This is a genomic window from Alistipes sp., assembly GCF_048465635.1.
Classification (GTDB): Bacteria; Bacteroidota; Bacteroidia; order Bacteroidales; family Rikenellaceae; genus Alistipes.
On sequence record NZ_DBFWLF010000025.1, the window covers coordinates 14,079 to 37,686 of the forward strand.

Here is a 23,608-nt window from a genome sequence, read left to right on the forward strand (position 1 = left end):
CAATCATCAAGCCCTCCTCATCAAAGGAGGGTTTTTTGTGGCGTTCTTTCGGGCAGCAAAATGCAATGCCTCGGGCATTGCCGCGTTGTCCGGCTCGCGCCGAATGCCCCCCGCAGCCGGACAACGCGAATATTCCCCAGATGATCAGCTGCCGAATTGCATGTTCGGCAGCACGGATAACGCGATTGCCTTCGCCCGCAAGCGTCCCGGACAAGCCCGCAGCAGCAGGAAAGCCGAATCGCAGCCGGACAACGCGATTTTCCCGCAGGCAAGTCGGCAACCGAATCGCATCATCGAAAGCACCGGGTAACCCTAAACAAAAGCCGCGGCATCCCTGCGGCGGCTTGTTATTCGGACGAACGGGGTTCAGACCCCGAACAGGAACGAGAACGGTTTGGCCGACGGCTGGAATTTGCCCGTGGCGTCGCCCGTATAGACCTGCCCCTCGGCCAGGCGCAGCACCCGTTCGGGCGTGCCGGGAGCCAGGTCGACCGCCATAAGGTCGACCCAGAAGGTCTCCATCGCCAGCGTCGGTTCGAAGTAGTAGACCCGGTTTTTCTGGTCGCAGACCGTCCGCCAGCGCGTCGAAGAGATATAGGGTTTGTCGGGCGTGGAGATTCCGTAGGGAACCGAGACGTTGCGCATCACGGACAACACGGCCGGAACGGCGATCCGCGGATCTGCGCTCCGTTCCACGGCATTGATGTAGAACGACGCGCGCACGAAGCGGTCCGACGACCGGTTGGTCCCGGGCAGCATCGCAAGGCCGCCGATCTGCTTCCAGTAGTCGTTGATCGCCAGCTGCCGATCGTAGACGGGCGAATTGGTCAGCACCTGATACTCCCGGCCGTGATGGATCGTCAGCTCGCCGTCGAGGTATTCGAAGATGGCGCTGTCGCCCGAAGGGTCGGAAACGGCCAGATGCAGGGTCGACTTCTTGCCGCCCGGCAGATCGGGCGCATCGATGCGGAACGTCTCTTTTCGCAGCTCCGCGACCGCCTCGTCGACCGTGGCGAAGTTGTCCAGCACATACTGCGTCCAGATACTCAGTCCCATCACCGGACGCGTATCGTCCGGCCGGTCGTAAACCGTCTCGGGCAGGAAGAGCAGGTTGGCGACCAACCCGGCTTCGTTCATGCCCTCCGTAATGCCGATGTCGTAGCCCGCGGCCGAGATCGAGCCGTATTTCGAGGTCCAGAAGATGGTGTTGTCGCTCCTGGCTCCGCGACGATCGACGCCGCGCGGGAAGAGGTAGAGGTTGGTGTGCAGGTCTTCGGCCCAATCCATCGTGCGGCCCGTGGCGGTCATTCCGTCGGGACCCAGGTAGACGGCGCGCGTACAGGCGTCGGTGCGGAGCGGAGCGGCGGCCAGCGCCGCGAGACAAAGAAGGCTTGCGAGTTGCATTTTCATAGGTATTCCGTTTTTGGTTTGGAAATCCCCTGCAAATAGGATGCTGAAAGGGAGGAAAAATCGTTATTTGTAACCCCCGCACCCCCTCCGAATCGGGAAATGTTGGTATCTTTGCCCCATGCAGATCCACAAAGCCGAATTTCGCTGTTCGTCCGAGCGCATCGGACAGGTTCCCAAAGACGACCTCAAAGAGATCGCCTTCATCGGGCGCAGCAACGTGGGCAAATCGTCGCTGATTAACATGCTCACCGGGCGCGCCGGGCTGGCCAAAGTCTCGGGAACGCCCGGCAAGACGCGGCTTATCAACCACTTCCTGATCGACGGTCGGTGGTATCTGGTCGACCTGCCGGGCTACGGCTACGCCCGCACATCGAAGAGCCGGCGCGACGAGTTCGCCAAGATCATCACCGACTACGTGCTCCGCTGCGAGAAGCTGCACTTCCTGTTCGTGCTGATCGACATCCGGCTCGAACCGCAGAAGATCGACCTGCGCTTCATCGAGATGCTGGGCGAAAACGGCGTCCCGTTCGGAATCGTCTTCACCAAGGCCGACAAGCTCTCCGCTACGCAGGCCCGCCGCAGCGTCGCCCGCTTCGCGGAGGCCCTTTCGGAGCAGTGGGAGGAGCTGCCGCCGATGGTGGTGACCTCTTCCGAAAAGGGGACCGGGCGCGAGGAGCTGCTCGAGCGGATCGGCGACTGCCTCGACGCATAGTCCGGCCATCGCATCCGCCGCGAAATCCTACCCCGGAACCCTACCCCGAAGCCCCGCCCGCCTTTCCGAAATTTTTAACCGATTGTTGAAAAAAGCCCGCCCGCCCGGCACGTTTTTTCGTCGCATTATCCTATCTTTGCATCGTCAAAATCCCCTTACCCTATGGCTATCCACAAAATCAAGATTTTCGCCGGCCGCGGCTCGGAGTACCTGGCCGCCAAGATCGCAGCCAGCTTCGGCACGACGCTCGGTCAGTCGGAGGTGCTGCAGTTCAGCGACGGCGAATTTCAGCCCTGCTACAACGAATCGATCCGCGGCTGCACGGTTTTCATCATCCAGTCGACCTTCCCGCCCTCGGACAACCTGATGGAGCTGCTGATGATGATCGACGCGGCGCGCCGCGCCTCGGCCTACAAGGTCGTGGCCGTGATCCCCTACTTCGGCTGGGCGCGCCAGGACCGCAAGGACCGTCCCCGCGTGCCGATCGGCGCCAAGCTGGTAGCCAATCTGCTGATGGCCGCAGGCGTCGACCGCATCATGACGATGGACCTGCACGCCGACCAGATTCAGGGATTTTTCGACGTCCCGGTCGATGCGCTCTACGCCAGCGGCATCTTCGTGCCCTACATCCAAAGCCTGCATATCGAGGACCTCTCGATCGCCGCACCGGACATGGGCGGAGCCAAGCGCGCCAATACCTACGCCAAGCTGCTGGGCACGCCGATCATCATTTCGCATAAGGAGCGCGCCAAACCCAACGTGGTGGGCAAGATGACCGCCATCGGCGACGTCGAGGGGCGCAACGTGCTGATCGTCGACGACATGATCGATACGGCCGGCACGATCTGCATGGCCGCCGACATGCTCATGTCGCGCGGGGCGAAGAGCGTCCGCGCCGCCATCACCCACCCGATCCTCTCGGGTCCGGCCTATGAGCGGATCAATGAGAGCGCACTGCAGGAGGTGATCGTCACGGACACCATCCCCCTCAACCCGGACAAGGACCTGCACAAGTTCACGGTCCTCACGATCGCCGACATGTTCGCCGACGTGATCGAACGCGTCCACAACTACAAGGAGATCTCCTCGATCTTCTTCAAATAGGCGCAACCTGATAAATATAAGGGGCCGGCAGCATTGCCGGCCCCTTTGTTATGGGGAACCGATCCGTCACTTCACCCACTTGGGATAGTCCGTCTGCATGGTGGCGTAGTCGTCCAGCAGCGTGCACGAACGGAACGTGCCGCTGGTCGAGGAGGCGGGAACGGCCGGGAACGCATCGGGGTATTTCGAACGCTCGTAAAGGTGCACCTTCGCCCCGTCCACCATCGTATAGGGCGACTCGCCCTTCCAGGCCGAGCAGAGGCGGAAGGTCTGCGTGCAGGCCGTGATCTTGCGGCAGTTGTCGAACAGCGACACCGGAACCGACTCGATACCCGTGCAGTCGGCGAACGTGAAGTTGAACTTGACCGCATCGGGGCACTTGTCGAACAGCCCCTCTGGAATGCTTTCGATCGCTGCGCAGTCGATGAACGTGCTCTGGAAACTCTCGATCAGCGGACACGGATTGAACAGTCCAGCGGGAATCGTCCTGAGGGCGAAGCAGCCCGAGAAGGCGAAAGCCACGCTTTTGGTCGCGCCGCACCCCTCGAACAGATCGGCCGGAATCTCGCGCAGCGCCTCGCAGGCGTTGAACACGTTGGAGTGATCCGTGACTTTGGGCATTTTGGCGAACAGCTTGCCCGGGATGGTCTCGATCTTGCGGCAGTAGGCGAATACGCTCCCCAGCTTCTCGACGTTCACGCAATCGTCGAATAACCCCGCGGGAACGCTCGTCAGGCCGTCGCAGTCGTTGAAACACGAACTCAGATCGGTCACGGCCCCGCAGCCGGCGAAGAGGTCCGCCGGAATTTCGCGCAGCGCGTCGCAGCCGTTGAACGCTTTCGAGAACGTGGTCACCCGCTCGAACGAACCCTCCGACACGGGCGAGGGGATCGACTCGAGCGCCGCGCAGCCGAAGAACGCATATTCCATGCTCTCCAGCCCCGTACTGCCCCACGCCTCGACGGCTTTCAGCCGGGGCTGCAACTGCTCGTTGAGCAGGATGGCCGAAAGGGCGGGCACATGGCCCTGCACCGCCACCGAATACTTTCCGGCCCTGGCATAGCTGTGCGTCGGATGACCCGTCGAAAGGCCGTCGATATTAGCGGCGAAAGCCTCCACGGCTCCGTCGCCCCAGTCCACCGAGCAGTCCACCTGTCCGAAAATCGGAATGGCCGCCGCAGCGCCGTCCGCCTCGATCTCGACCCGGAAAATCAGCGCGCCGTTGCTCTGCGACACGGCGAGCGAAGCCGACACATCGGGCGTCGCACCCGTGATGCGCACCACGCCCCTGCGCTGCGGACCCTGCCGGTTGTCGCGGGCCTGCAGCGTAATGCGCTCGCGGAAAGCCGTCACCTCCAGCCAGTCGGGTTTCCCGGCGACCTGCCACGTTCCGTCGGCAACCACCGCCACGTCGACCGTGCGGCCGCTCACGGGGAATACGACTTCCTGTTCGGCGAACGACAGGCTCGTCGCAAGGGGGGGGGTATTCCCGCCCGGTTCTTCCGGATTCATCGCATCGTCGTCGCTGCTGCATCCCCACAACGTCATCGCTAAAGCAAGGGCAAATAGAATCTTTCTCATCGCTTCGTCATTTTAAAGGTTACTATCGGCAATCCGGCCAGCCGGCCGGATACAGCGACAAGGTAGACAGAAATCGCCCTTTTCGGAAAAAACCGCGGTGGACAAATAGTAGACAAAGGCATTTTTATCTATTTTTACGGCATGAAATACCTCCTCATCTTGGCGTGCGCGCTGCTCGGCGGCTGCTCTTCGTCGGGCGGCGATCTGCAGGCGAACTGGGTCCCGATCGACGGGATATACGACGCGCTGGCGCAGCAGCTCGAAAATCCGCCCGGCGAAGGCCGGTCGGCCGAACTGCTCGACAGTATGCGGCTGCGGCGCGACCGGCGCCCCGGCGTGCAGGCGCTCGTCTGGCGCACCCGCTACTGGGAGGCCCGCATGCTGGTTCCGCAAGGTCGCTGGGACGAAGCGCTCGCTCTTTTGGAGCAGGCCGCCCGGGAGGTCGACGCCTCGAAATACGCCTACGACCGCATCCGCATCCTAAGCCTCGAGAGCCAGATCCGCCTGCTGCGGGGCGACTACCCGGCCAGCTACCGCGGCTACCGCGAGACGGGCGACTACTACCGCCGCGTCGGGGACAACCGCATGCTGGCCAGCATCTACGTCAATTCGGGGGTTATCATGCAGGCGCTCGCCGACTGGCAGCGGGCGATCGAGTTCTTCGAAAAGGCCGACAGCCTCTTCGCCCTCTCGGGCGCAGACGCCTACCGCATCAAGAACCGGCTGAACTTCTCCAACGCCCTCTACCGGCAGGGCGAGCGGGAGAAGGCGGTCCGCATGCTCGACACGCTGCTCCGAACGCCCGAATGTCTGGCCGACACGCTCTTTCGGATCAACGTCCTGCTGTCGCACTGCTCCTACGCCGAGACGCACCGCGGAGAGGCTGCCGAGGCGTACCGCCTGGCGCGGTTGTGCGGCGACGGCAAGCTGACGGCCAAAAGCGCCGCCAACCTGGGAATCGAGCGGCTGAACGAGGGACGCCCCGAAGAGGCGCTTCCCCTGCTGCGGCAGGCGCTCGACTACGCCGCGGCGGCCGAAGACAACGAATTTCTGCTCCCGGCACTGGAGAACACGGCCCGGGCGCTCTACGCCACGGGGCGCATCGACAGCGCCTACCGCACGCTCAACGAATTTTCCGCCGCGCGCGACTCGCTCGATGCGGCCGGCAGTCTGGCCGAAATCCGGCTGATGGAGAACCGCGCCGACATCGAGCAGTACGAAACCCGCCTGAGCTACCTGCGCGAGCGGGCTACGTGGCAGCGGCGGCTGACGGCGCTCATCGTCGCCTCGATCGTCTCCCTGGCGGCCTTCGTCTGCTACGTCTTCTGGGAACGCCGCCGCCGGGAACGTATTCTCAAGCAGCTGCGCGAAACGGAGAACAAGGAGCTGAACATGCGATTGGAGCACGAACGGCTGCGCAGCGAACACCTCCGCCGCGAAGTGGACCTCCGCAACCGGGAGCTGGCCGACCGCGTAATGGCGATCAACACGCGCAACCGCATGCTCGGCGAGTTGCAGCAATGTATCGAAAAGGAGCGGGCCGATGCGCAGCTCCCGGCCGCCGTGGCCAGCCGTCTCGAGCGGTGCATCCGCCTGCGGCAGACCCACCCCGAGGAGGAGGACGCCTTTTTCCGCGTCCACTTCGAGGGCATTTACCCCGGGTTTCTGGAGCGGCTCAAGCAGGCGCACCCCGATCTGACGGAGCACGAACTTCGCTTCTGCGCCTACCTGAGGATGGGCATGGAGAACAAGACCATCGCCCACCTGCGTTCGGTCCAGCCCGACAGCATCAAGAAACTGCGCTTCCGCATCCGCAAGAAGCTCGCTTTCACCGCCGACTGCTCGCTCGAGGAGTATCTCCACGCCGTATAGAAAGGGGCCGGACCACCGGCCGCCACCCGGTATCCGCCCCCCTGTTCTCGGCATCTGTTATCTATCCTGCTCCGCTCCAACGCGCTCTTTCCGACCGCCTGGCTTTGGCCGGCCTTGGCCACTCGACCGCTCAGGCCGCCCGGGCCCGTGCTGGCTCCTCTGCTCCGCCGCTCAGGCCGCCCGGGGCGGTCCCGCGCTGTCCTTTCCGCCCTTATCCGCTCCAGCCTTATTTCCGCGCCCGGCCGTCCCCGTCCGGCCGCTCCCCTACCCGTTCTCCCGCTCGGCCTTGCGGCTGCGGACATACTCCGTGGGCAGGCAGCCCACGTGCTTCTTGAAGCTGGTGGCGAAGTACGACGGCGAGTTGAAGCCCACCATCGCGCTGATCTCCGCGATGGAGTGTTTGCGCTCCAGCAGCAGCCGGCAGGCGTAGTTGAAGCGAATCTTGCGGATGAATTTGGTGGCCGACTCCCCCGTAATGGACTTCATCTTCAGGTGGAGGTTCGAACGGCTCATGCAGAGCGCCTTGCTGAAGTCGTTCGACGAAAACTCTTCGTTGTCCATATTCTCCTCGACGATGCGGATCGCCTTTTTGAGAAACTCTCCGTCCATCGAGTTGGAGGTGATCTTGTCGGGGTCGATCTCCGCGTCGTCGGAGTAGTAGTGACGCATGCGGTAGCGTACCTTCAGGAGGTTCTGCACCTTGGCCCGCAGCAGCGACACCGACAGCGGCATCGGCAGGTAGCCGTCGGCTCCGGCCTCGATGCCCGTGATCTGCTCCTCGACCCCGCCGTCCGGGGCGAGCAGCACCACGGGGATGTGGCACGTGCGGATGTTCTGCTTGACGGCCTGACAAAGTTTCAGCCCGTCCAGCCCCGGCAGGATGCGGTCGGCGATGATCAGGTCGGGTTCGAAGGTCTTCAGCTTCTCCAGCGCCTCGTTGCCGTCTGCGACCACCAGCACGTCGTAGTGGCGCTTGAAATGGTCGGCGATGTAGCGGCACACCTCCGCATTGGGTTCGGCCAGCAGGATCGTTTCGCGCTGACGCTCCGCCTGCTCGTCGGCGGGAACCAGTTCCGCACCCCCGTCGCCCGACCACTCGTCGGGCAGAAACTGCTCGGCGTCGCGGATGATCGAGCCGCGCACATCGTCCTCGCGGGCGCGCTTCTCCGCGGGGTAGACCTCCAGATCGGCAGGCAGCGTGATGACGAACTCGCTGAAGCGGCCCGGCTCGCTCAGCAGCGCGATGGTTCCCTGGTGCAGTTCGACGATGCGGCGCACGATCGAGAGGCCCAGCCCGCCGCCCGAAGCCGATTCGTCGGCCTGATAGAAGCGGTCGAAGGCGTGCCGCTGCTGCTCGGCGGTCATGCCCGAGCCGCTGTCGCGCACCGAGAGGCGGAACGCCCCATCGACGCGCTGCAGCGCCACGCGGATGATGCCGCCGTCGGGGGTGAACTTGAATGCGTTGGACAGGAGGTTCGTGAGCATCATTTCGAGGAACATGCGGTCCACGGGCAGCGCCTCGCCCCGCAGGTCGGAGCTGAGGATGTAGTCCATATCGCGGTTCTGCGCCACCTCCTCGAACATCGAGAAGACCTCCCCCACGATGGCGTCGACGTCCTGCACGGCGACCTTCATGCGGAAAACGCCCAGCTCGGCCTTGCGGTAGTCGAGCAGCTGGTTGACGATATGCAGCAGCTTGAGGCTGTTGCGGTAGATGTAGTTCAGCCGCGAGGCGACGTACTTGTCCGCCGTGCCGTGCTCGCGGATCTCCTGCAAGGGCGAGAGAATGAGCGTCAGCGGCGTGCGCAGTTCGTGCGAGAGGTTGATGTAGAAGCGGATCTTCTCCTGGCTCAGCTCGCCGATCTGCTCCTTTTCGCGCCGTTCGAGTCGCAGTTCCATCTTCATCTTCAGCCGCCCCAGCACCGCTGCGATCACCCCGCCGATGGCCCCGAGCAGGAGCACCACCCACAGGATGCGGGCCGCGAGCGTCTGCCACCACATGGGCAGCACGCGGATGTCCACCGAGGCGATGTCGTCGCTCCAGCGGCCGTCGCTGTTGGCGGCCCGCACGCGGAACGTGTACCGGCCCGGTGGGAGGTTGGAGTAGGAGGCTTCGCGGTTGGCGGTTTCGTACCAGCGGGTGTTGAAGCCTTCGAGCTTGTAGGCGAACGTATTGCGGCCGCCCGAGAGGGGATTCACCGCCACGAAGCGCACCGAGAAGATGTTCCTCACGGAGGGGAACGCCGCCTCAAGCACGCGGCCCAGCGAGTCGCGCTCGATCCTTACGCGGCGGTCGTCCGCCGCATCGGCGACCTCCACGCCGACCACCTGCGCCGCGGGGGCGAAGGGGTTGTCGACCAGCTCGTGGGGCCGGAACCACGTCAGGCCCCCGATGCCGCCGAAGTAGAAGACCCCGTCGCGCCCCTTATAATAGGCGTAGGGGTTGAACTGGTTGTTGGCGATGCCGTCGCGGCTGGTGTAGGTGCGCAGCGCATTGCGCTGCACGTCGAAGCACGCCAGTCCGCCGTTGGTCGAAATCCACAACCGCCCCAGCTCGTCCTCCAGAATGCCGTATACGATGTCGTTGGGCAGGCCGTCCGCCACGGTGAAGCGCGTGAAGGAGTGCTCGTGCTCGTTGAAGCGGTAAAGCCCCGAGCGGGTCCCGACCCAGATGTTGCGGCGCGCATCTTCGGCCACGCACATAACGGAGAGCTCCTGACCGAGGGGGGGGGAGAGCGTCTGGTCGCGTCCGCTCAGCGGATCGAGCATCCGCACCTCGTGCGTCTCGGGCAGGTAGAGGTAAAGCCCCGAGGCGGTTCCGATCCAGACACGGCGCTTCGAGTCGCGCAGCAGCGTATTGATCTGCAGCGAAGCCAGGCGGGGCTGGTAGTCGGCGCACGGATGACGCCCGAAAATCCCCGCAGCGGTGTCGAACGAGAGCAGGCCGCTCAGCGTTCCCACCCACAGCGTCCCGTCGCCCCCATCGAGCAGGGCGTAACAGCTGTTGTTGATCGGAATGTCGGCATTGATCCGGTAGTGGCGCGTGCGGCGCGTGGCAATCTCCATGCGGCTGAGTCCCCCGGCGTGGGTTCCGATCCAGAGGTTGCCGCGCCCGTCGGGCAGGATGCACTTGACGTTGTTCGACAGCAGCGCGCCGTTGTCGGCGTTGTACTCCGTGAACCGTTCCGTCGGGCGGTCGTAGCGATTCACCCCGTCGTCGTTGGTTCCGATCCAGAGCGAGCCTGCCGGCTCCTCGACGATACAGCTCACCGTATTGTCGCCCAGCGAGTTGCGCGAGGGAATGTTCCGCAGGATGCCGAAGCGCCGCGCCAGCGGGTGGTAGTAGTTCGCACCGCCGTAGTAGGTCCCGAGCCAGACGCCCTGCTGGGAGTCGATGAAGATCGAGCGGATCGAATTGTGGCTCAGCGATCCCGGCGAGGCCGTGTGGACCCACTGCTCGAAGCGGCCCGTCCGCGGGTCGCGGATCGACAGACCGTCGAAAGTACCGATCCAGAGCCGCCCTTCGGCGTCGGTTTTCAGTACGCGGATGTAGTCCGAAACCAGCCCCGGGTGCTCGGCAGCGGTGTAGTGCGCCGTGACCTGCAGCGCCTCATCGAGCCGGTAAAGCCCGTTGCCGTGCGTCGCGGCCCAGAAGCCGTCGCCGTCGGCGATGATGCTCGCCACGTCGTAGCGCGCCATCTGCGACAGTACGCGCACCACGTTGCCGTAGGTGGCCGAATAGGTGTAGACGCCGTTCGACGTGCCGACCAGATAGCCGTCGCGGAAAGGGCAGAGCGTGTGGACGCTGATGCCCGTCAGGTAGGTCTTGATCTCCATCGTGCGCGTCGCGCGGTCGAAGAGCACCACCCCCAGATCGGTGGCCAGCAGCAGCTTGCCGTCATCAAGGGCCGCCAGGTCGAAGACCTGCATGGCGCGCCCCTCCAGCCCGAAATTCTCGAAACGGTCCGTAGCGGCGTCGTAACACGAAAGGCCCGACGAGGTTCCCGCCCACATCAGCCCGCCCTCGGCCAAAAGGGCGTTGACGTAGTTGTCGCCCAGGCTCGCGGCCGAGCGTTCGTCGTGGCGGAAAACGGTGAAGGTGTAACCGTCGTAGCGGTTCAGTCCGTCCTGCGTACCCAGCCAGATGCGGCCCAGCGCATCCTGCGCGATCGCCAGTACGGTACTCTGCGACAGCCCCTCGTCCACCGACAGGGAGCTGAACTCGATTCGGGCGGCCGAGACGGGAAGCAGGGCGAACCACCCCGCCGCCAGGAGCCAATATTTGATTTTCGTCATAGCTTATCCGTATGACCGGCCTTCCGGAACGCCGGTTTATCGGATAAATATAGCGATTTTTTTGCAAATACGGGCCGGGGTGCCCGATTTTTCCCGGGACACGAACGACGGCGGCCGGTCCCTGCTGCGGGACCGGCCGTCATACGTCCTTCGGATCGAAAGGGCGGAGATGCTCCCGCCTGCGGCGATCGCCTCAGCGCACCGACACGGGAAGTTCGTCCACCAGTTCGCGCGCGCCGTCCGGCGTGCAGACCACGGTGCTGCCGCCGATTTTCAAGGCCGGGGTGTTGTAGAGCACGGCGTTGCCTTTTCGGTCCGTCACCGTGAGCGAGGCGGGCCGGGCCGCGTTCAGCTCCGCTTCGATCCGCCATCCGCCGACCGTGACGCGGCCCGCGGCGTCGCGCGTCAGTTCGAGCGGCGCGGCCCCGTCGGGCGTGATGCGGAAGACGGCCAGAAAGCGCTGGGCGGGGGTTTTCTCCGCCGTCAAGAACTCGGCGTGGCCCTGTTTTTCGTAGACGAGCGGTTTGCCGTCGGCCCCGGCCCGCTGTTTCCAGTTGACGGCCTCGCTGAAGAAGCGGTCGTGCACCTCCGTGCGCAGCTCCCCGTCGGTAAAGAGATCCATGCGCCCCGCGGCGGCGTGGTTCGACGCCTCGACCGCCCGGTCCGAGAGCTGCCGCAGCCCGTTGCGGCTGTGCAGCAGCCAGGTCCAGACGACCGGTTCGCGGGCCGCAAGTTCGTCGTAGATGACCACGATGTCGGGTTTGAGGAAGAGGAAGTGGCGGCGGAAGCGTGTAACGCCCGGATCGCCGATGCCGTTTTCGGGCGTCAGCTCCACCCCGGCCCGCTGCATGCGGTCGATCCAGAACGGGGTGCGCATCTCATCGTAGGCGTGCGTGGCGTCGCCCAGCGTATAGGTCAGCGCCTCCGTGTCGGCCCAGCGGGCCAGCCAGCCGTAGCCGTTCTCGCCGATGACCTGCGCAAGGCCGTCGGCCAGAATCGTATTGTGGCCGCGCGAGCGGTAGTGCAGCAGGGTGTGCCGGTCGCTGAAATCGGAGTAGTAGCCCGTGCCGCCGAAGAGGGGACGGCCGCCGTAATTGATCGTGAAGCCGTTGTGCGCGGCGTGGGCGTGTCCCGTCGCCCCGAACGGCAGCGCGAAGAAGGCCGCCATCAGATCGTCGCGGCAGTCGGCCGGATCGGTGTGCATCAGCGAAAAGCCCGCATCGGGATAGAAGCGCGAGGTGTTCCGCCGCGGCGCTTCGGGAGCGACCGAATCGACCGGCTTGTCGGTCAGGATGCGGTAGAGGCGGAAGGTTTTGGCCCGGTAGAGGTTCTCCGGATCGTCGCCGATCAGTTGGTCGGCATACCACCGCGCCTCGGGGCTGTTCAGTTCGCGGGCCAGCGCGTCTGCAAACCCCATGTACTGCGCCGGGGGATTCTTCAGCTTGTCGTAGTCGTCGCCGAACTCCGTGGCGCTCGACCCCTTGGGGAACGAGTAGACGAGGAACCCGGGCAGCTTCTCGAACCACGGCAGGTCGAAGAAGTCGACGCCCGTGAGGCGCGTCAACACGAACGGCACGTAGACGAACGTCACCAGATTGGCCTCGAAGTAGCTGTTGCCGTCGTGCCAGCCGCCGTCGTCGCCGCCCAGGATCGGGAAGCGGCCGCACCACACCTCGTAGCCGTAGCGCACCCACTTCTCCGCCTCGGGCAGGTCGCCCAGCGTGGCGATGGCCGCGAAGAAGAAGTTGCGGAAGGTGTGCTGCCAGACATGGTTGTCCATCGAGTGGCACTCGAAATCGCGGACGTACTGGCGGTAGAAGTGCTCGCCCCGCACGCGGATCGCATCGAGCACCAGCTCCCGTTCGCCGCGGGTCATGTAGTCGCAGGCCGTGTCGTAGGCCACCGCCAGCCCGTACATGATCGCCGAGCGGTTGAAATCCTCCGACGTGGCGTCGCTGTCGACGGGCAGCGCCGCGGCGTGCAGCGCGTGCCGGACCGCTTCGCGCGCGAACTCCGGCTCACCCGAGATGAGGTAAGCCAGCGAGCAGTCGACCGCGGGCTGGGTGACCACCTCGCCAAACTTGTGCCACATGAAGCGGATCATGGCGTTCTTCTGGAAGGGGGTCATGCCCGTCGTGTCGCGCGGCCGCGTCGGGACCACCGGAACCACGTCGCGGCCTAACTGGCTGCGGGCCTGCCGCACCAGTCCGCGGGCCTCGGGGTTTTTGCGGGCCCGCTCGCGGAACGCCTCCACGGCATCGCGCGTCACGTAGAGGCGGTGGTGCGGCGCGGAGGCGATCCGGCGCACCAGCTCGTCGGCGGTCGGGGTCGCAAAGGTGCGGGCCGAATCCGGCACGACGAATCGATAGGTGTCGGAGACGGTCGCCTCGCGGCCCGGGACCGTCGTCGTCACGCGCCAGTACCAGCGGCCCGCCGCAAGCGGCGCATGGGGCGTAAAGACGGCCCACTCCTGCTCGGAGACGGTGGTACAGTCGGACCGAAAGTCGGGCGCGGAGGATAGCTCCACGCGGTAGAGGGCCTCTTTTTCGTCGCCCGCGGGCCACAGGAGCGCCGGGGGATTCTGCCGCACCTCCACCCCGCCTGCGGGCGAGGCCCAGGCGCGGTAGCGGGGGCGGAGCGCCGTCTTGTCGAGCCGGATTTCGGCGGGCGGCAGGTCGGCGGAACGGGGTTGGGTCTGTTGCGCGGAAGCTGTGCCGGCGCAGGCGAGCGCGGCGGTCAGCAGCAGGAGCGATTTCATGCTTTGGAGGTTTTGAAGAGTTCGGCCAGCCGCACCGTGCGGTTGCGCACCAGCGGGCGGGCCCAGAAAGCGATGCTGACGATGTAGCTGATCGTCAGACAGATGAACAGCAGCGCATAGCGCAGTCCCACCAGATCGCCCAGCCACCCCACCACGAGCGGACCGAGCGCCCCGCCCGCGATTCCCGAGCAGAGGATGCCCGCGAACGAGCCGTGGTAGCGCTCCACGGAGTTGAGCGCCGTGGACATGACGATCGAGAACATCACCGAAATCGAGAAGCCGACGGCCGGAAAGGCGTGGACGGCCATCGCGGCATTGCCGAACAGCGCCGTGAGCAGCGAAGCGACCGCCAGCGCGCCCGAGACCTTGAGCACCTGTTTCGAATCCCAGAGTTTGAGGGCGAAAAGCCCCACCAGACACCCCACGGACATGAAGCCCCAGAAGCGGCCCACCACGGGAGCGCCGACGGTCTGCGGATCGAGACCGTGGTACTGGCGCAGGAACTCGGAGATCCAGTTGGCCACGCCCTGCTCGGAGGCCGTGTAGGCCAGCATGCCGAAGAAGAAGAGATAGACGTATTTGTTTCGGAGCAGTTCGCGGTAGGAGTGCAGCCCGCCGCTGCGCTCGTCCTCCTGCAACTCGATGCGCGGGAAGCGCACGCAAAGGACTACGACGATCACCGCTGCCAGGATCGCGGCGAACAACCAGTAGAGCGACGTCCACGGCAGTTCGGGCGGGGTCAGCCGCTGGAGGAGGGCCGCAAGGCCCGTCAGCTCCCGGCCCGAGGTGAGCCGCTCGACCAGCCCGGCGTAGACGAACGGACTGACGAACGACGCGGCCCCGAAGACCAGCTGCCCCATCACCGAGAAGAAGGCGAAGTTCTCCTCGCCGCCCGCCACGCGCGTCAGCGGGTTGATCGTGGTTTGCAGCATGGCCATGCCCAGCCCGATGGTGAACGACGAGGCCAGCAGCACGGGGAACGAGGGAAAGAGCGCGAAGAGGAGCGATCCGAGCAGCGGCAGGGCGAACCCCGCCGCGAGGACCGTCTTCTGGCTGAAGCGCTCGATCATCAGCCCCGCGGGAATCGACATGATGCCGTAGGCGACGAAGAACGACATGGGGATGAAGCCCGCCAGCGCGAGGTGCGTCAGGTTGAAGTTGTCGATAATGTCGGGAATGAGCGGCCCGATGATGTTCGTAATGAACGAGATCACGAACCAGAAGCCCATAATCAGGGCGACGATGGCGTAGTTGCGTTTCATGCTCCGGTGTTTTCGTGCAGAAACAGTCCCGCCGCACCCAGACAGCCCGCGCTGTTGCCCAGCTCGGCGGGCACGATCTGCGTGTGAGAGCCGCATACGGGCATCGCATAGCGTTCGACGCGGCTGCGCAGCGCCTCGAAATAGAAATCGCCCGCCTCGGAGATGCCGCCACCGACGACCACTTTCTGCGGCGCGAAGAGGTTGATCATCGAGGCGATGCCGTGCGCGAGGTAGTCCCAGTGCTCCTCCAGCGCCTGAACGGCCGCCGGAACGCCCTCCCGGTAGCAGAACACCACGTCCTTGCCGTCGACCTCCGCTTCGTTGCCGTCGCCCGCCAGCTCGCGGAAGCGGCGCACCAGCGCCGAGGTCGAGGCGTAGTGCTCCAGACACCCAACGCTGCCGCAGGCGCACCGCTCGCCGTCGCTGCGGACGGTGATGTGGCCCATCTCCATGCCGCGGTCGCGGTAGCCGCGGTAGAGGCGGCCGCCGATCAGCACGCCGCAGCCGATGCCCGTGCCCACGGTGACGAAAACCACGTCGTCGGCCCCTTTCGCGGCCCCGAACAGCGTCTCGCCCAGCGCCATCATGTTGGCGTCGTTGCTGGCGCGGACACGCAGCCCCGAAGCGGCCTCGATCGAGCGGGCCAGCTCGATATGTTCCCAGCCGGGGATGTTCTCCGCACCGCCCACTACCGTCCGCCCGTCGGGCGAGACGACGCCGGGCGTACCGACACCGATCCCCTCCAGGTGCAGCGACTCGCAGGCGGCGAACTCCTGACAGCTCGCAACTCCGCGCAGCAGCTGGTCCATGACCGACTGCGCGCCCTCCGAAGCGTTCGTGGGGAGTTTGCCGCCGAAGCGGAACGCCCCGCACGAATCGACCACGGCGTACTTCACCGAAGTGCCGCCCAGGTCTATACCGATCGCATACCGTTCCATCCTCAGGCCCTTTCCACCCAGACCGGCGTCGACCAGCCCCACTGTCCGTCGCGCTGGCGTACGCGCACGTAATAATAATCGGTATCGCGCTCGGGCGTGTCGTCGACCAGGTAGTGGCCCACCGTGAACCCCGTCTCGGGCACGGCGCGGCTGAACTGCACGGCCTCGGAGAGCCAGCCGCGCAGGAAGTGCGCGCGGGCGCCGGCGAACAGCTCGTCGAGCGTATGTTCGTAGGCGTGGCCGTTGAACTCGGCGACGATCTTCGCGCTGCGGGGCATCTCCACGTCGAGGATCACGCCCTGCATGGCGGGGGTCATCACGTTGGGGTTCTTCGAGGAGTACATGTCCAGCGCCACGCTGCGTTCGTCGCGCCCCAAGACGCGGTTCACGCGCGTATGGAACTCCGTCTCGCCGGGCTGCGGCGAGGTGAAGGCCGCCCCGCGGAAACAGGTCTGCAGGTCGTCGATGCGGCCGTCGGTCAGGCGCACGCGGCCCTGCCAGCGGACGTACTCCTCCTCGCGGTTCCAGCCGAAGTCGATCTTCACTTTGGCGCGCACGACCTCGCCCTCGGGCGCGGCGATGCGGTGCGGAGCGCCCAGGCGGGCGATGCACTCGCCGTTCTTGATGATATCCACGTAGTCGATCTGGTTCTGCGCCTCGACATTGAGGTAGATTTCGCGCTTCCCGGCCCGGATCACCTCGCCCGGAAGCCCCTCGTTGACACGAAGGTCGATCTTGATCTTGTCGCCCGTCACGCCGCAGACGCGGCGCCGGCCCATCGCCTCCCAGATCGCATCGCGGTCGAGCGACGGAGCGTAGACGCCGATGCGGCCGTCGCCGTAGCTGCCGGGGTAGCCGGCGTGCTGGTCGGTGGAGCACATCAGGCCGAACTTGTGGCCCTGCTCCAGTCCGTAGAGGATCGAACCCTCCCAGACGCGCGGACCCATGTCGTGCAGGTAGTTGTAGTCGCCCGAATCGCTCTCGGCCAGGCCGTGGCGCGAGAACATCTCCACGAACGGCGTCTGCCGGTCCTCGCGGAACGCCGCCCAGTTGTAACCGCGAAAGCCCGTGATATAGCCCATGTGGTGGGGCGTGATATAGACGTTGTAATCCTTGAGCTTCTCTTTCAGGTCGGGAACCGACTCGCACTCCACCAGCGGGGCGTTGAAGTCGTGGAACAGCGCCACGTGGTCGCCGTGCTCCATGCTGTGGCACTCGTAGGAGGGGAAGGTGAGGAACTCGCCGGGACGGTTAGCCGCCTCGACAGCCTTGAGGTACTTGTCGTAACCGCCGCGGCGCAGGCGCCTGAACGCCTCGGTGTGGTAGCCGATGACCCAGCCCAGCCGGGGGTCGTTCTCGCCCGGAATGTCGGGCCAGAGGGCGTGGGGCGTCACCGACGCGAAATCGAGCTGCTGTTCGGCGGCGGCCAGCGCGTCCTTCAGATCGCCGTGGCCGTAGGTGACGTTGCAGTGGTTGTGCACGTCGCCCCAGAACACCTTCATGTCCTTGAGCGAAGGAAAGCCCTTCTTCACGTGGTCGGGCAGCGACTTCGTGTCGCCCGTAAAGGAGGTGCAGCCGGGGATGGCGCTGACGGCCGCAAGCCCCAAAAGGCTCCAGCCGGAAGTTTTCAGAAATTCTCGTCTATCCATATCATAACGCGAGTCCGACGAATTGGTTAGTGGTTTCTCGGTGCAATTTCAAAGATAAAAATCCGTCGGACTCACGTTACGGCGTTTTGCAAACGCCGATTTCCATCTTTAAAATCCCTCTAAATCTCTCTTTGTAAAAGGAGACTTACTATTTTTGGTTGTATATGTTTTGTGTCCGTCCGTGATGCTCGTACCGCAAAGAGCCGGTAGATTTCTCGAATCGAACGTCTTTGGGTCTTGTTAACGTCAACCCGCTTCGACCTGCCGGAGTCTCGCGGCCTTTGGCCGCGTATTCAATTCTGACCCCACCCCCGACCCCTTCCTCGGGAGGGGCGAAGAACCTCAGGTACGAGGTTCAGCCTTTTAGGTCCGGTTTTGCGGCTCTCTGAACCGGCGGGCCGCGATTCTATTTATCTGTTTTCGACCTTCAGGTCGGCGGGCCGCAGCCTCCGGGCGCGGAGGCCCGCTCAAGCGCGTTCCTCCGCAGGCTGCCGCCCGAGCCACACCGGACATTCTCCTCAAGCTGCATCCCTGCCAATCAGGCATCGGAATTTCCAGGTCGCGTCCGCCTTTCGCCGCCCGCTCAAAGGTTCTGCGCGCCCCGGAAGAACTCGTACTCCTTCTCGTCGGGATCGGTGTCGCCGCACTCCTGCTGCAAGGCTTCGAGCTGCCGGTGCAGGTCGGCGCGGACCTCGGTGTAACCGGGGTCGTTGTAGACGTTCTGCATCTCGTGCGGGTCCTTCTTCAGGTCGTACAACTCCCACTCGTCCACGTCGTTGTAGAAGTGGATCAGCTTGTAATCGGCCGTACGCACGCCGTAGTGGCGCTTCACGGAGTGCCACGAGGGGTATTCGTAGTAGTGGTAGTAGACCCCCGTACGCCAGTCGGCGGGGGTCTTGCCGCCGGAGGTCAGCACCCCACGCAGCGAGCGGCCCTGCATGTCGGCGGGGACCTCCAGCCCGGCCATGTCGACGAACGTGGGGGCCAGGTCGATATTCATCGCCAGCGCGGCGGAGCGCGACCCCGCCTCGACGGCCTTCGGATAGCGCACCAGCAGCGGCGTGCGCTGGCACTCCTCGTACATGAAGCGCTTGTCGAACCAGCCGTGTTCGCCCAGGAAGAAACCCTGGTCGGAGGTGTAGACGATGATCGTGTTGTCCAGCTCGCCGATCTTCTCGAGATAGGCCATTAGACGCCCCACGTTCTCGTCCACGCCCTTGATGACGGCGCAGTAGTCCTTCATGTACTGCTGGTACTTCCAGCGGACCAGCTCCTCGGGCGAGAGCGTCTCCCGAATGCGCCGCCACTCGGCGATGCGCGGGGCGTAGGCCTCGTTCCAGCGCGCCTTCTCGGCTTCGGTCATCCGGTTGTAGGCCGCCTGGTACTGCATCACGCTGCTGCGCCAGTCGTTGGCGCGCTTCACGTCGTCCTTGTTGGCGTCGCCCGAGTCGTCGAGCGCATAGGATTGCTCCAGCTCCTCGGGGCCCATCAGCTTGAGGTCCCACTCGGGCCACATGTCGCGGCCGATCTCCATCGCCTGCTCGCGGGCGGCCGTGCCGCGGCCCGCATAGTCGTCCACGAGGTTGTACGGTTCGGGGAAAACCCGGTCGTCGTTGATGCCCAGATGGCGCTGCGCGGGCATCCAGTTGCGGTGCGGCGCCTTGTGGTAGTAGAGCATGGCGAACGGCTTCGCGGGGTCACGGTGCTTCAGGAAGTCGATCGCCTTGTCGGTGATGATGTCCGTTACGTAGCCCGGGCAGGTAATCTCCGCCCCGTTCTCGATGAACAGCGGCGAGTAATATTCGCCCTGCCCGACGAGGATGCTCCAGAAGTCGAAGCCCTGCGGTGCGGAGTTGAGATGCCACTTACCGATCATGGCCGTCTGGTAGCCCGCCTCGTGCAGCAGTTTGGGGAAGGTCTGCTGGTCGCCGTCGAACGTGCGCGAATTGTCCGTGAAGCCGTTCACATGGCTGTATTTGCCCGTGAGGATGCAGGCCCGCGAGGGACCCGAGATGGCGTTGGAGACGTAGCAGCTCTCGAAGAGCATGCCCTCGCGCGCCAGCCGGTCGAGGTTCGGGGTCTCGACCAGCAGGCTGCCGTAGCAGCTCATCGCCTGTGCGGTGTGGTCGTCGGTCATCATGACCAGAATGTTGGGGCGCTTGGGCTGCGCGTCGCTGCAACCCGCGAGGGCTGCCAGCGATAACGGCACGGCGGCGTAGCGCGCCCCCTGTGTCAGGTAGGAAAAGTTTCTCATGGATCGGGTTATGTCAGGTTGTTCGTTGCTGTTTCATAAGGCGTTGCAGGCCGGTCCGCGCGGTCACTCCGCGGCGAAAGGCGCCGTGTTGCGGATCAGGGGCTTGTCGCCGGTGCGGACGGCCCAGGCGTGCATCTTGCGGCGCAGGCGCTTGAGTTCGGGCGCGTAACGGCGGTCGACGGCCAGGTTGACCATCTCGCCCCGGTCACGCTCCAGGTCGTAGAGCTGTTCGCGGTTGCGGCCCCACTGGTAGAGGACGTATTTGTAGCGCCCCTCGATGATGCTCCAGCCGCGGATGCCCGCGCCCGAGAGCAGCGTTTCGACGAAAACCTCGTCGTGGAGCGTGCGCTGCCGCCCCTCGGCCACCGGACGCAGGCTGCGGCCCCGGTAACGGGCCGTGTCGAGCGCGACGCCCGCGTAGTCGCAGACCGTGGCGTAGAGGTCCAGCCCCACGCTCGAGAGCGCCTCGTCGTTGCGCTCGCCCGCCAGACCGCGCCCCCGCGGCGACTTGACCACCAGCGGCACATTGACCACCTCCTCGAACAGCGCCCACTTCTGGTTCCAGCCGTGGGCGGCCACTCCGTCGCCGTGGTCGGAGAGCAGGATGATCGCCGCATCGTCGTAGATGCCGCGGCGCTTGAGCACCTCGACCAGCCGGCCGATCTCTCGGTCGACACGCTCCACCAGCCGGTAGTAGGCGTAGAGGTAGCGCCGCCAGTCGTCCTGCGTATAACTATATGTGTCGTGGTAGCGCGGCGAGGCGTCGTGTTCGAGGCGCAGCGCCTCCGATTCGTAGGTCGAGGGCATGAAGTTGGCCGGCAGGTTGGGACAGTCGGCCGTTTCGAACGGATTGAGTTCGCCGTACTGCAAGGTTTCGAAGCGGCCGTATTCGCAGATTTCGTGGGGATCGAGCAGCGAAGCGACCAGAAAGAGCGGTTTTTGTCCGTCGTAGGCCGCCAGCGCCTCGTCGCAGGCGTCGGCCAGCGTGGGGTCGTGCATCTTGGCGATGCCCCGGAAGCCCGTCCCCTCGGCGGGCAGGTTGACCTCCGGCACGTGCCACTTCCCGGCGTAGAGGCATTCGTACCCCGCCGCGGCGATGCGGTGGCCGATCCCCTGCCGCATGTCCTCGTCGCGGGGCCGCACGGCGTTGTCGGTGGCCCCCACCTCCGAGGGCATGCGTCCCGTGATGAGCGAGGCGCGGCACGGTCCGCTGAGCGGGTAGGGGCAGTAAGCGCGCGTGAAGCGCACCCCGTCGGCGGCCAGCGCGTCCATCGCCGGGGTCCTCACATAGGGATTTCCGGCGGAGGACATGGCCCCGGCGGTCTGCTGGTCGGTCATGATGACCACGATATTAGGGCGGAGGGATTCCGACGGCTTCTTCGGTGCGGCGGCACGGGCGTCGGCGGCGGCAAGCGCCAGCGTGGCGAGCGAGCCGGCGAAGGCCGGCGCACAGCAGTTTTTGAGGTTGGTCATAGGTTCGGTCGTTTCGGTTTCGGGCCTTTTCAGGCAAGAACAAAATTACGCATTAAAAGCGCGCACGCACCTGCCGATTGTCGCCAAAAACGCCACGCGTGTGCAAAAGCCTTTCGTTTTTGTAGAATCGAACCTTAAATTTGTCCTACCGGAGGGGTTCGAAGGGGCGGATAGGACAAATTCGGCATCGGGTTGCACAAATTTGAGAGCCTCCGGAAAAATATTGCACAAACTTCCGTCATTTGTGAAAGCGCGATCGGCCGCCTTGCCCTACCTTTGTACTGTCGGGAGCGGCCCGTCCGCCCCGCCGACCGAAACCACCCGCCATGAAAACCTTCCGACTGCTTCTCATCCTGCTGACCGCCGCGCTCTGCGGACCGCGGACCCTGGCCGCGTCCGCCCCGGCCGATGCGCAGGCCGACACCACCCTCTTCGCACTGCTCGATCTCACCCGGCCCGGGCTGGAGCGCGTGGCCGAACGGCACGCCGCGGGCGACGACCGTGCGGCCGCCGAGGCGCTGCTCGACTACTACCGCACGCGGCAGGGGGTTCGCTTCCCCGACGTGGACCTCGGGCACGTCGTACTTCCGGACGAGGAGCGGCGCTGGGCCGACGAGGGGCTGGAACACCGCTTCTTCGTCCATGCGGGCTACCAGCCCTCCTATTTTTACGGGGAGGATATCGACTGGCAGCTCTGGCCCGTCAGGGACAACGAGCTGCGCTGGCAGCTGCACCGCATGAAGTGGTGGGTCCCGATGGGCAAGGCTTACCGTCTCACGGGCGACGAGCGCTACGCCGCGGAGTGGTGCGCGCAGTACACGGACTGGATGCGCAAGAACCCGCTGACCGCCTACGACGAGCGGGAGGTCCGCAGCTGGACCGAGGCCGACAACGTCTACTTCGCGTGGCGCCCCCTGGAGGTGAGCGACCGGCTGGAGTTCCAGATTCACCAGTTCCTCTACTTCCTGCCGGCCGAAGCGTTCGACGCCGATTTTCTGCTCCGCTTTCTGGAGAACTACCACCGCCATGCGGTCCATATCACCCGCCACTTCTCCGAAAAGGGCAACCACCTGCTCTTCCAGGCGCAGCGGCTCATCTTCGCCGGGGTCTTCTTCCCCGAGTTCCGCGAGGCGGCGGCGTGGCGCGCCACGGGCGTGGAGATCCTCAACCGCGAAATCCGCAAGCAGGTCTACGACGACGGCATGCAGTTCGAACTGGACCCCCACTACCACCTCGAGTCGATCAACATCTTCTTCAAGGCGCTGCAGCTGATGGACGCGAACGGCTACCGCGGCGATTTCCCCGCCGAATACCTCGCCACGGTCGAACGCATGATCCGCATCCACATCGAGTGTCTCTTCCCCGACTGCACGACCCCGCTCTTCAGCGACAACCGCCAGCAGGGGAAAGAGGTGCTGACGGCCTGCTACCGCGCGTGGGCCGAGGTCTTTCCCGATAATCCCGTCATTCGCCGCCTGGCCACCGAGGGGCGCGAGGGCGCGCTCCCCGACCACCTTTCGCAGGCGTTCCGCACCTCGGGATTCTACGTGCTGCGCAACGGCTGGGACGCGGAGGCGACCGTGATGATCCTCAAGGCCGGGCCGCAGGGGTTCTGGCACTGCCAGCCCGATAACGGCACGTTCGAACTGTGGTCGCGCGGACGGCAGTTCTTCCCCGACTCGGGCAGCTACGTCTATGGGGGCGACAAGGAGGTGCAGGCGCTGCGCGACTGGTTCCGCCAGACGCAGGTGCACAACACGCTGACCCTCGACGACCGCAACCTCGCCCGCACCGATTCGCACTGCACGGCGTGGAGCACGGAGGGCACGAGCGACCGCCTGACGGTCGAGAACCCCTCCTACGAGGGACTGACCCACCGCCGGACGGTGTGGTTCGTCGACCGCCGCTTCTTCGTGCTGCTGGACGAGGCCGCGGGCGATGCAGCGGGAGAGGTGGCGCTGCACTACAACCTCCTGGAGTGTGACCCGGCGGAGGACGCCGCGGCGTGCCGCGTCGAGACCCGCTTCGGGGACGGCAACGACCTTACGATGCAGGTATTCGGCGCGCAAAAGGTAAAGATGGAGCGCCGCGAGGGGTGGGTGTCGCGCACCTACCGCCAGCGCAACCCGCGGCCCGCCTACGCATTCACCGCCCGCAAGCAGCCCGGCAAGCGCGTGCGCTTCGCCACCGTGCTGCTCACCGGCGCGGACGCCGGAGCGAAGGTGCGCGTGAAGTTCCGCGGCGCGGACACCCTGCGCTTGGAGATCGACGGAAAAAACTACGAACTCAAATATTGACC

13 protein-coding genes are annotated in these 23,608 nt (G+C 65.0%); 4 read left to right on the forward strand and 9 right to left on the reverse strand.

Translation table 11 applies throughout. From position 1 onward, the window contains the following. Positions 1-366: 366 nt before the first annotated feature. Positions 367-1,410 carry a linear amide C-N hydrolase gene (locus ACMO9O_RS09155; RefSeq protein WP_418983565.1) on the reverse strand — a complete coding sequence of 348 codons (1,044 nt, stop codon included), beginning with the start codon at positions 1,408-1,410 and terminating at the stop codon, positions 367-369. A 118-nt stretch (positions 1,411-1,528) separates the two neighbouring features. Here ACMO9O_RS09155 and yihA point away from each other — a divergent pair, with 118 nt between their 5' ends. Further along, a complete protein-coding gene (gene yihA / locus ACMO9O_RS09160) occupies positions 1,529-2,122 on the forward strand; it encodes a ribosome biogenesis GTP-binding protein YihA/YsxC (RefSeq protein WP_418983566.1) in 594 nt (197 codons plus the stop codon). Positions 2,123-2,284: 162 nt separating this feature from the next. Beyond that, on the forward strand, positions 2,285-3,226 hold the full coding sequence (locus tag ACMO9O_RS09165) for a ribose-phosphate diphosphokinase (protein WP_418983567.1): 942 nt from the start codon (positions 2,285-2,287) through the stop codon (positions 3,224-3,226). A 66-nt stretch (positions 3,227-3,292) separates the two neighbouring features. Here the strand turns inward: ACMO9O_RS09165 and ACMO9O_RS09170 are convergent, their stop codons facing one another. After that, positions 3,293-4,807 carry a leucine-rich repeat protein gene (locus ACMO9O_RS09170; RefSeq protein ID WP_418983568.1) on the reverse strand — a complete coding sequence of 505 codons (1,515 nt, stop codon included), beginning with the start codon at positions 4,805-4,807 and terminating at the stop codon, positions 3,293-3,295. 141 nt (positions 4,808-4,948) lie between these two features. Between ACMO9O_RS09170 and ACMO9O_RS09175 the strand changes: the two genes are divergently transcribed. After that, complete coding sequence (locus ACMO9O_RS09175) at positions 4,949-6,679, forward strand: hypothetical protein (protein WP_418983569.1); 1,731 nt, start codon at positions 4,949-4,951, stop codon at positions 6,677-6,679. Between the two features lie 264 nt (positions 6,680-6,943). On the opposite strand, the gene ACMO9O_RS09180 is transcribed toward ACMO9O_RS09175, so the two are convergent. The 7 genes from ACMO9O_RS09180 to ACMO9O_RS09210 form a co-directional block, all read right to left on the reverse strand. Continuing rightward, the gene (locus tag ACMO9O_RS09180; protein WP_418983570.1) at positions 6,944-10,975 is read right to left on the reverse strand and encodes a hybrid sensor histidine kinase/response regulator transcription factor; all 4,032 of its coding nucleotides are present in this window, start codon (positions 10,973-10,975) and stop codon (positions 6,944-6,946) included. 193 nt (positions 10,976-11,168) lie between these two features. Further along, positions 11,169-13,733 carry a DUF4962 domain-containing protein gene (locus tag ACMO9O_RS09185; RefSeq protein ID WP_418983571.1) on the reverse strand — a complete coding sequence of 855 codons (2,565 nt, stop codon included), beginning with the start codon at positions 13,731-13,733 and terminating at the stop codon, positions 11,169-11,171. Next, complete coding sequence (locus ACMO9O_RS09190) at positions 13,730-14,995, reverse strand: MFS transporter (RefSeq protein ID WP_418983572.1); 1,266 nt, start codon at positions 14,993-14,995, stop codon at positions 13,730-13,732. Before ACMO9O_RS09190 ends, ACMO9O_RS09185 begins: the two co-directional genes overlap by 4 nt. Then, a complete protein-coding gene (locus tag ACMO9O_RS09195; protein ID WP_418983573.1) occupies positions 14,992-15,933 on the reverse strand; it encodes an ROK family protein in 942 nt (313 codons plus the stop codon). The genes ACMO9O_RS09190 and ACMO9O_RS09195 overlap by 4 nt, the downstream gene beginning before the upstream one ends. Positions 15,934-15,935: 2 nt before the next feature. After that, positions 15,936-17,582 (reverse strand): Tat pathway signal sequence, encoded by a 1,647-nt coding sequence (locus ACMO9O_RS09200; protein WP_418983574.1) that lies wholly within the window; start codon positions 17,580-17,582, stop codon positions 15,936-15,938. Between the two features lie 583 nt (positions 17,583-18,165). Next, positions 18,166-19,836, reverse strand: coding sequence for a sulfatase (locus tag ACMO9O_RS09205; RefSeq protein WP_418983575.1), 1,671 nt, complete (start codon positions 19,834-19,836; stop codon positions 18,166-18,168). Between the two features lie 63 nt (positions 19,837-19,899). Next, complete coding sequence (locus ACMO9O_RS09210; RefSeq protein WP_418983576.1) at positions 19,900-21,309, reverse strand: sulfatase; 1,410 nt, start codon at positions 21,307-21,309, stop codon at positions 19,900-19,902. Positions 21,310-21,635: 326 nt separating this feature from the next. Here ACMO9O_RS09210 and hepC point away from each other — a divergent pair, with 326 nt between their 5' ends. Further along, entirely contained in the window at positions 21,636-23,606 is a 1,971-nt protein-coding gene (gene hepC / locus ACMO9O_RS09215) for a heparin-sulfate lyase HepC (RefSeq protein ID WP_418983577.1), read from the forward strand. The last annotated feature ends 2 nt before the right edge of the window (positions 23,607-23,608 follow it).

Coding starts and splice junctions, on each gene's coding strand:
- ACMO9O_RS09200 (WP_418983574.1), bottom strand. CDS start 17,582: ATGGATAGACGAGAATTTCTGAAAACTTCCGGCTGGAGCCTTTTGGGG.
- ACMO9O_RS09210 (WP_418983576.1), bottom strand. CDS start 21,309: ATGACCAACCTCAAAAACTGCTGTGCGCCGGCCTTCGCCGGCTCGCTC.
- yihA (WP_418983566.1), top strand. CDS start 1,529: ATGCAGATCCACAAAGCCGAATTTCGCTGTTCGTCCGAGCGCATCGGA.
- ACMO9O_RS09205 (WP_418983575.1), bottom strand. CDS start 19,836: ATGAGAAACTTTTCCTACCTGACACAGGGGGCGCGCTACGCCGCCGTG.
- ACMO9O_RS09155 (WP_418983565.1), bottom strand. CDS start 1,410: ATGAAAATGCAACTCGCAAGCCTTCTTTGTCTCGCGGCGCTGGCCGCC.
- ACMO9O_RS09165 (WP_418983567.1), top strand. CDS start 2,285: ATGGCTATCCACAAAATCAAGATTTTCGCCGGCCGCGGCTCGGAGTAC.
- ACMO9O_RS09190 (WP_418983572.1), bottom strand. CDS start 14,995: ATGAAACGCAACTACGCCATCGTCGCCCTGATTATGGGCTTCTGGTTC.
- hepC (WP_418983577.1), top strand. CDS start 21,636: ATGAAAACCTTCCGACTGCTTCTCATCCTGCTGACCGCCGCGCTCTGC.
- ACMO9O_RS09180 (WP_418983570.1), bottom strand. CDS start 10,975: ATGACGAAAATCAAATATTGGCTCCTGGCGGCGGGGTGGTTCGCCCTG.
- ACMO9O_RS09185 (WP_418983571.1), bottom strand. CDS start 13,733: ATGAAATCGCTCCTGCTGCTGACCGCCGCGCTCGCCTGCGCCGGCACA.
- ACMO9O_RS09170 (WP_418983568.1), bottom strand. CDS start 4,807: ATGAGAAAGATTCTATTTGCCCTTGCTTTAGCGATGACGTTGTGGGGA.
- ACMO9O_RS09175 (WP_418983569.1), top strand. CDS start 4,949: ATGAAATACCTCCTCATCTTGGCGTGCGCGCTGCTCGGCGGCTGCTCT.
- ACMO9O_RS09195 (WP_418983573.1), bottom strand. CDS start 15,933: ATGGAACGGTATGCGATCGGTATAGACCTGGGCGGCACTTCGGTGAAG.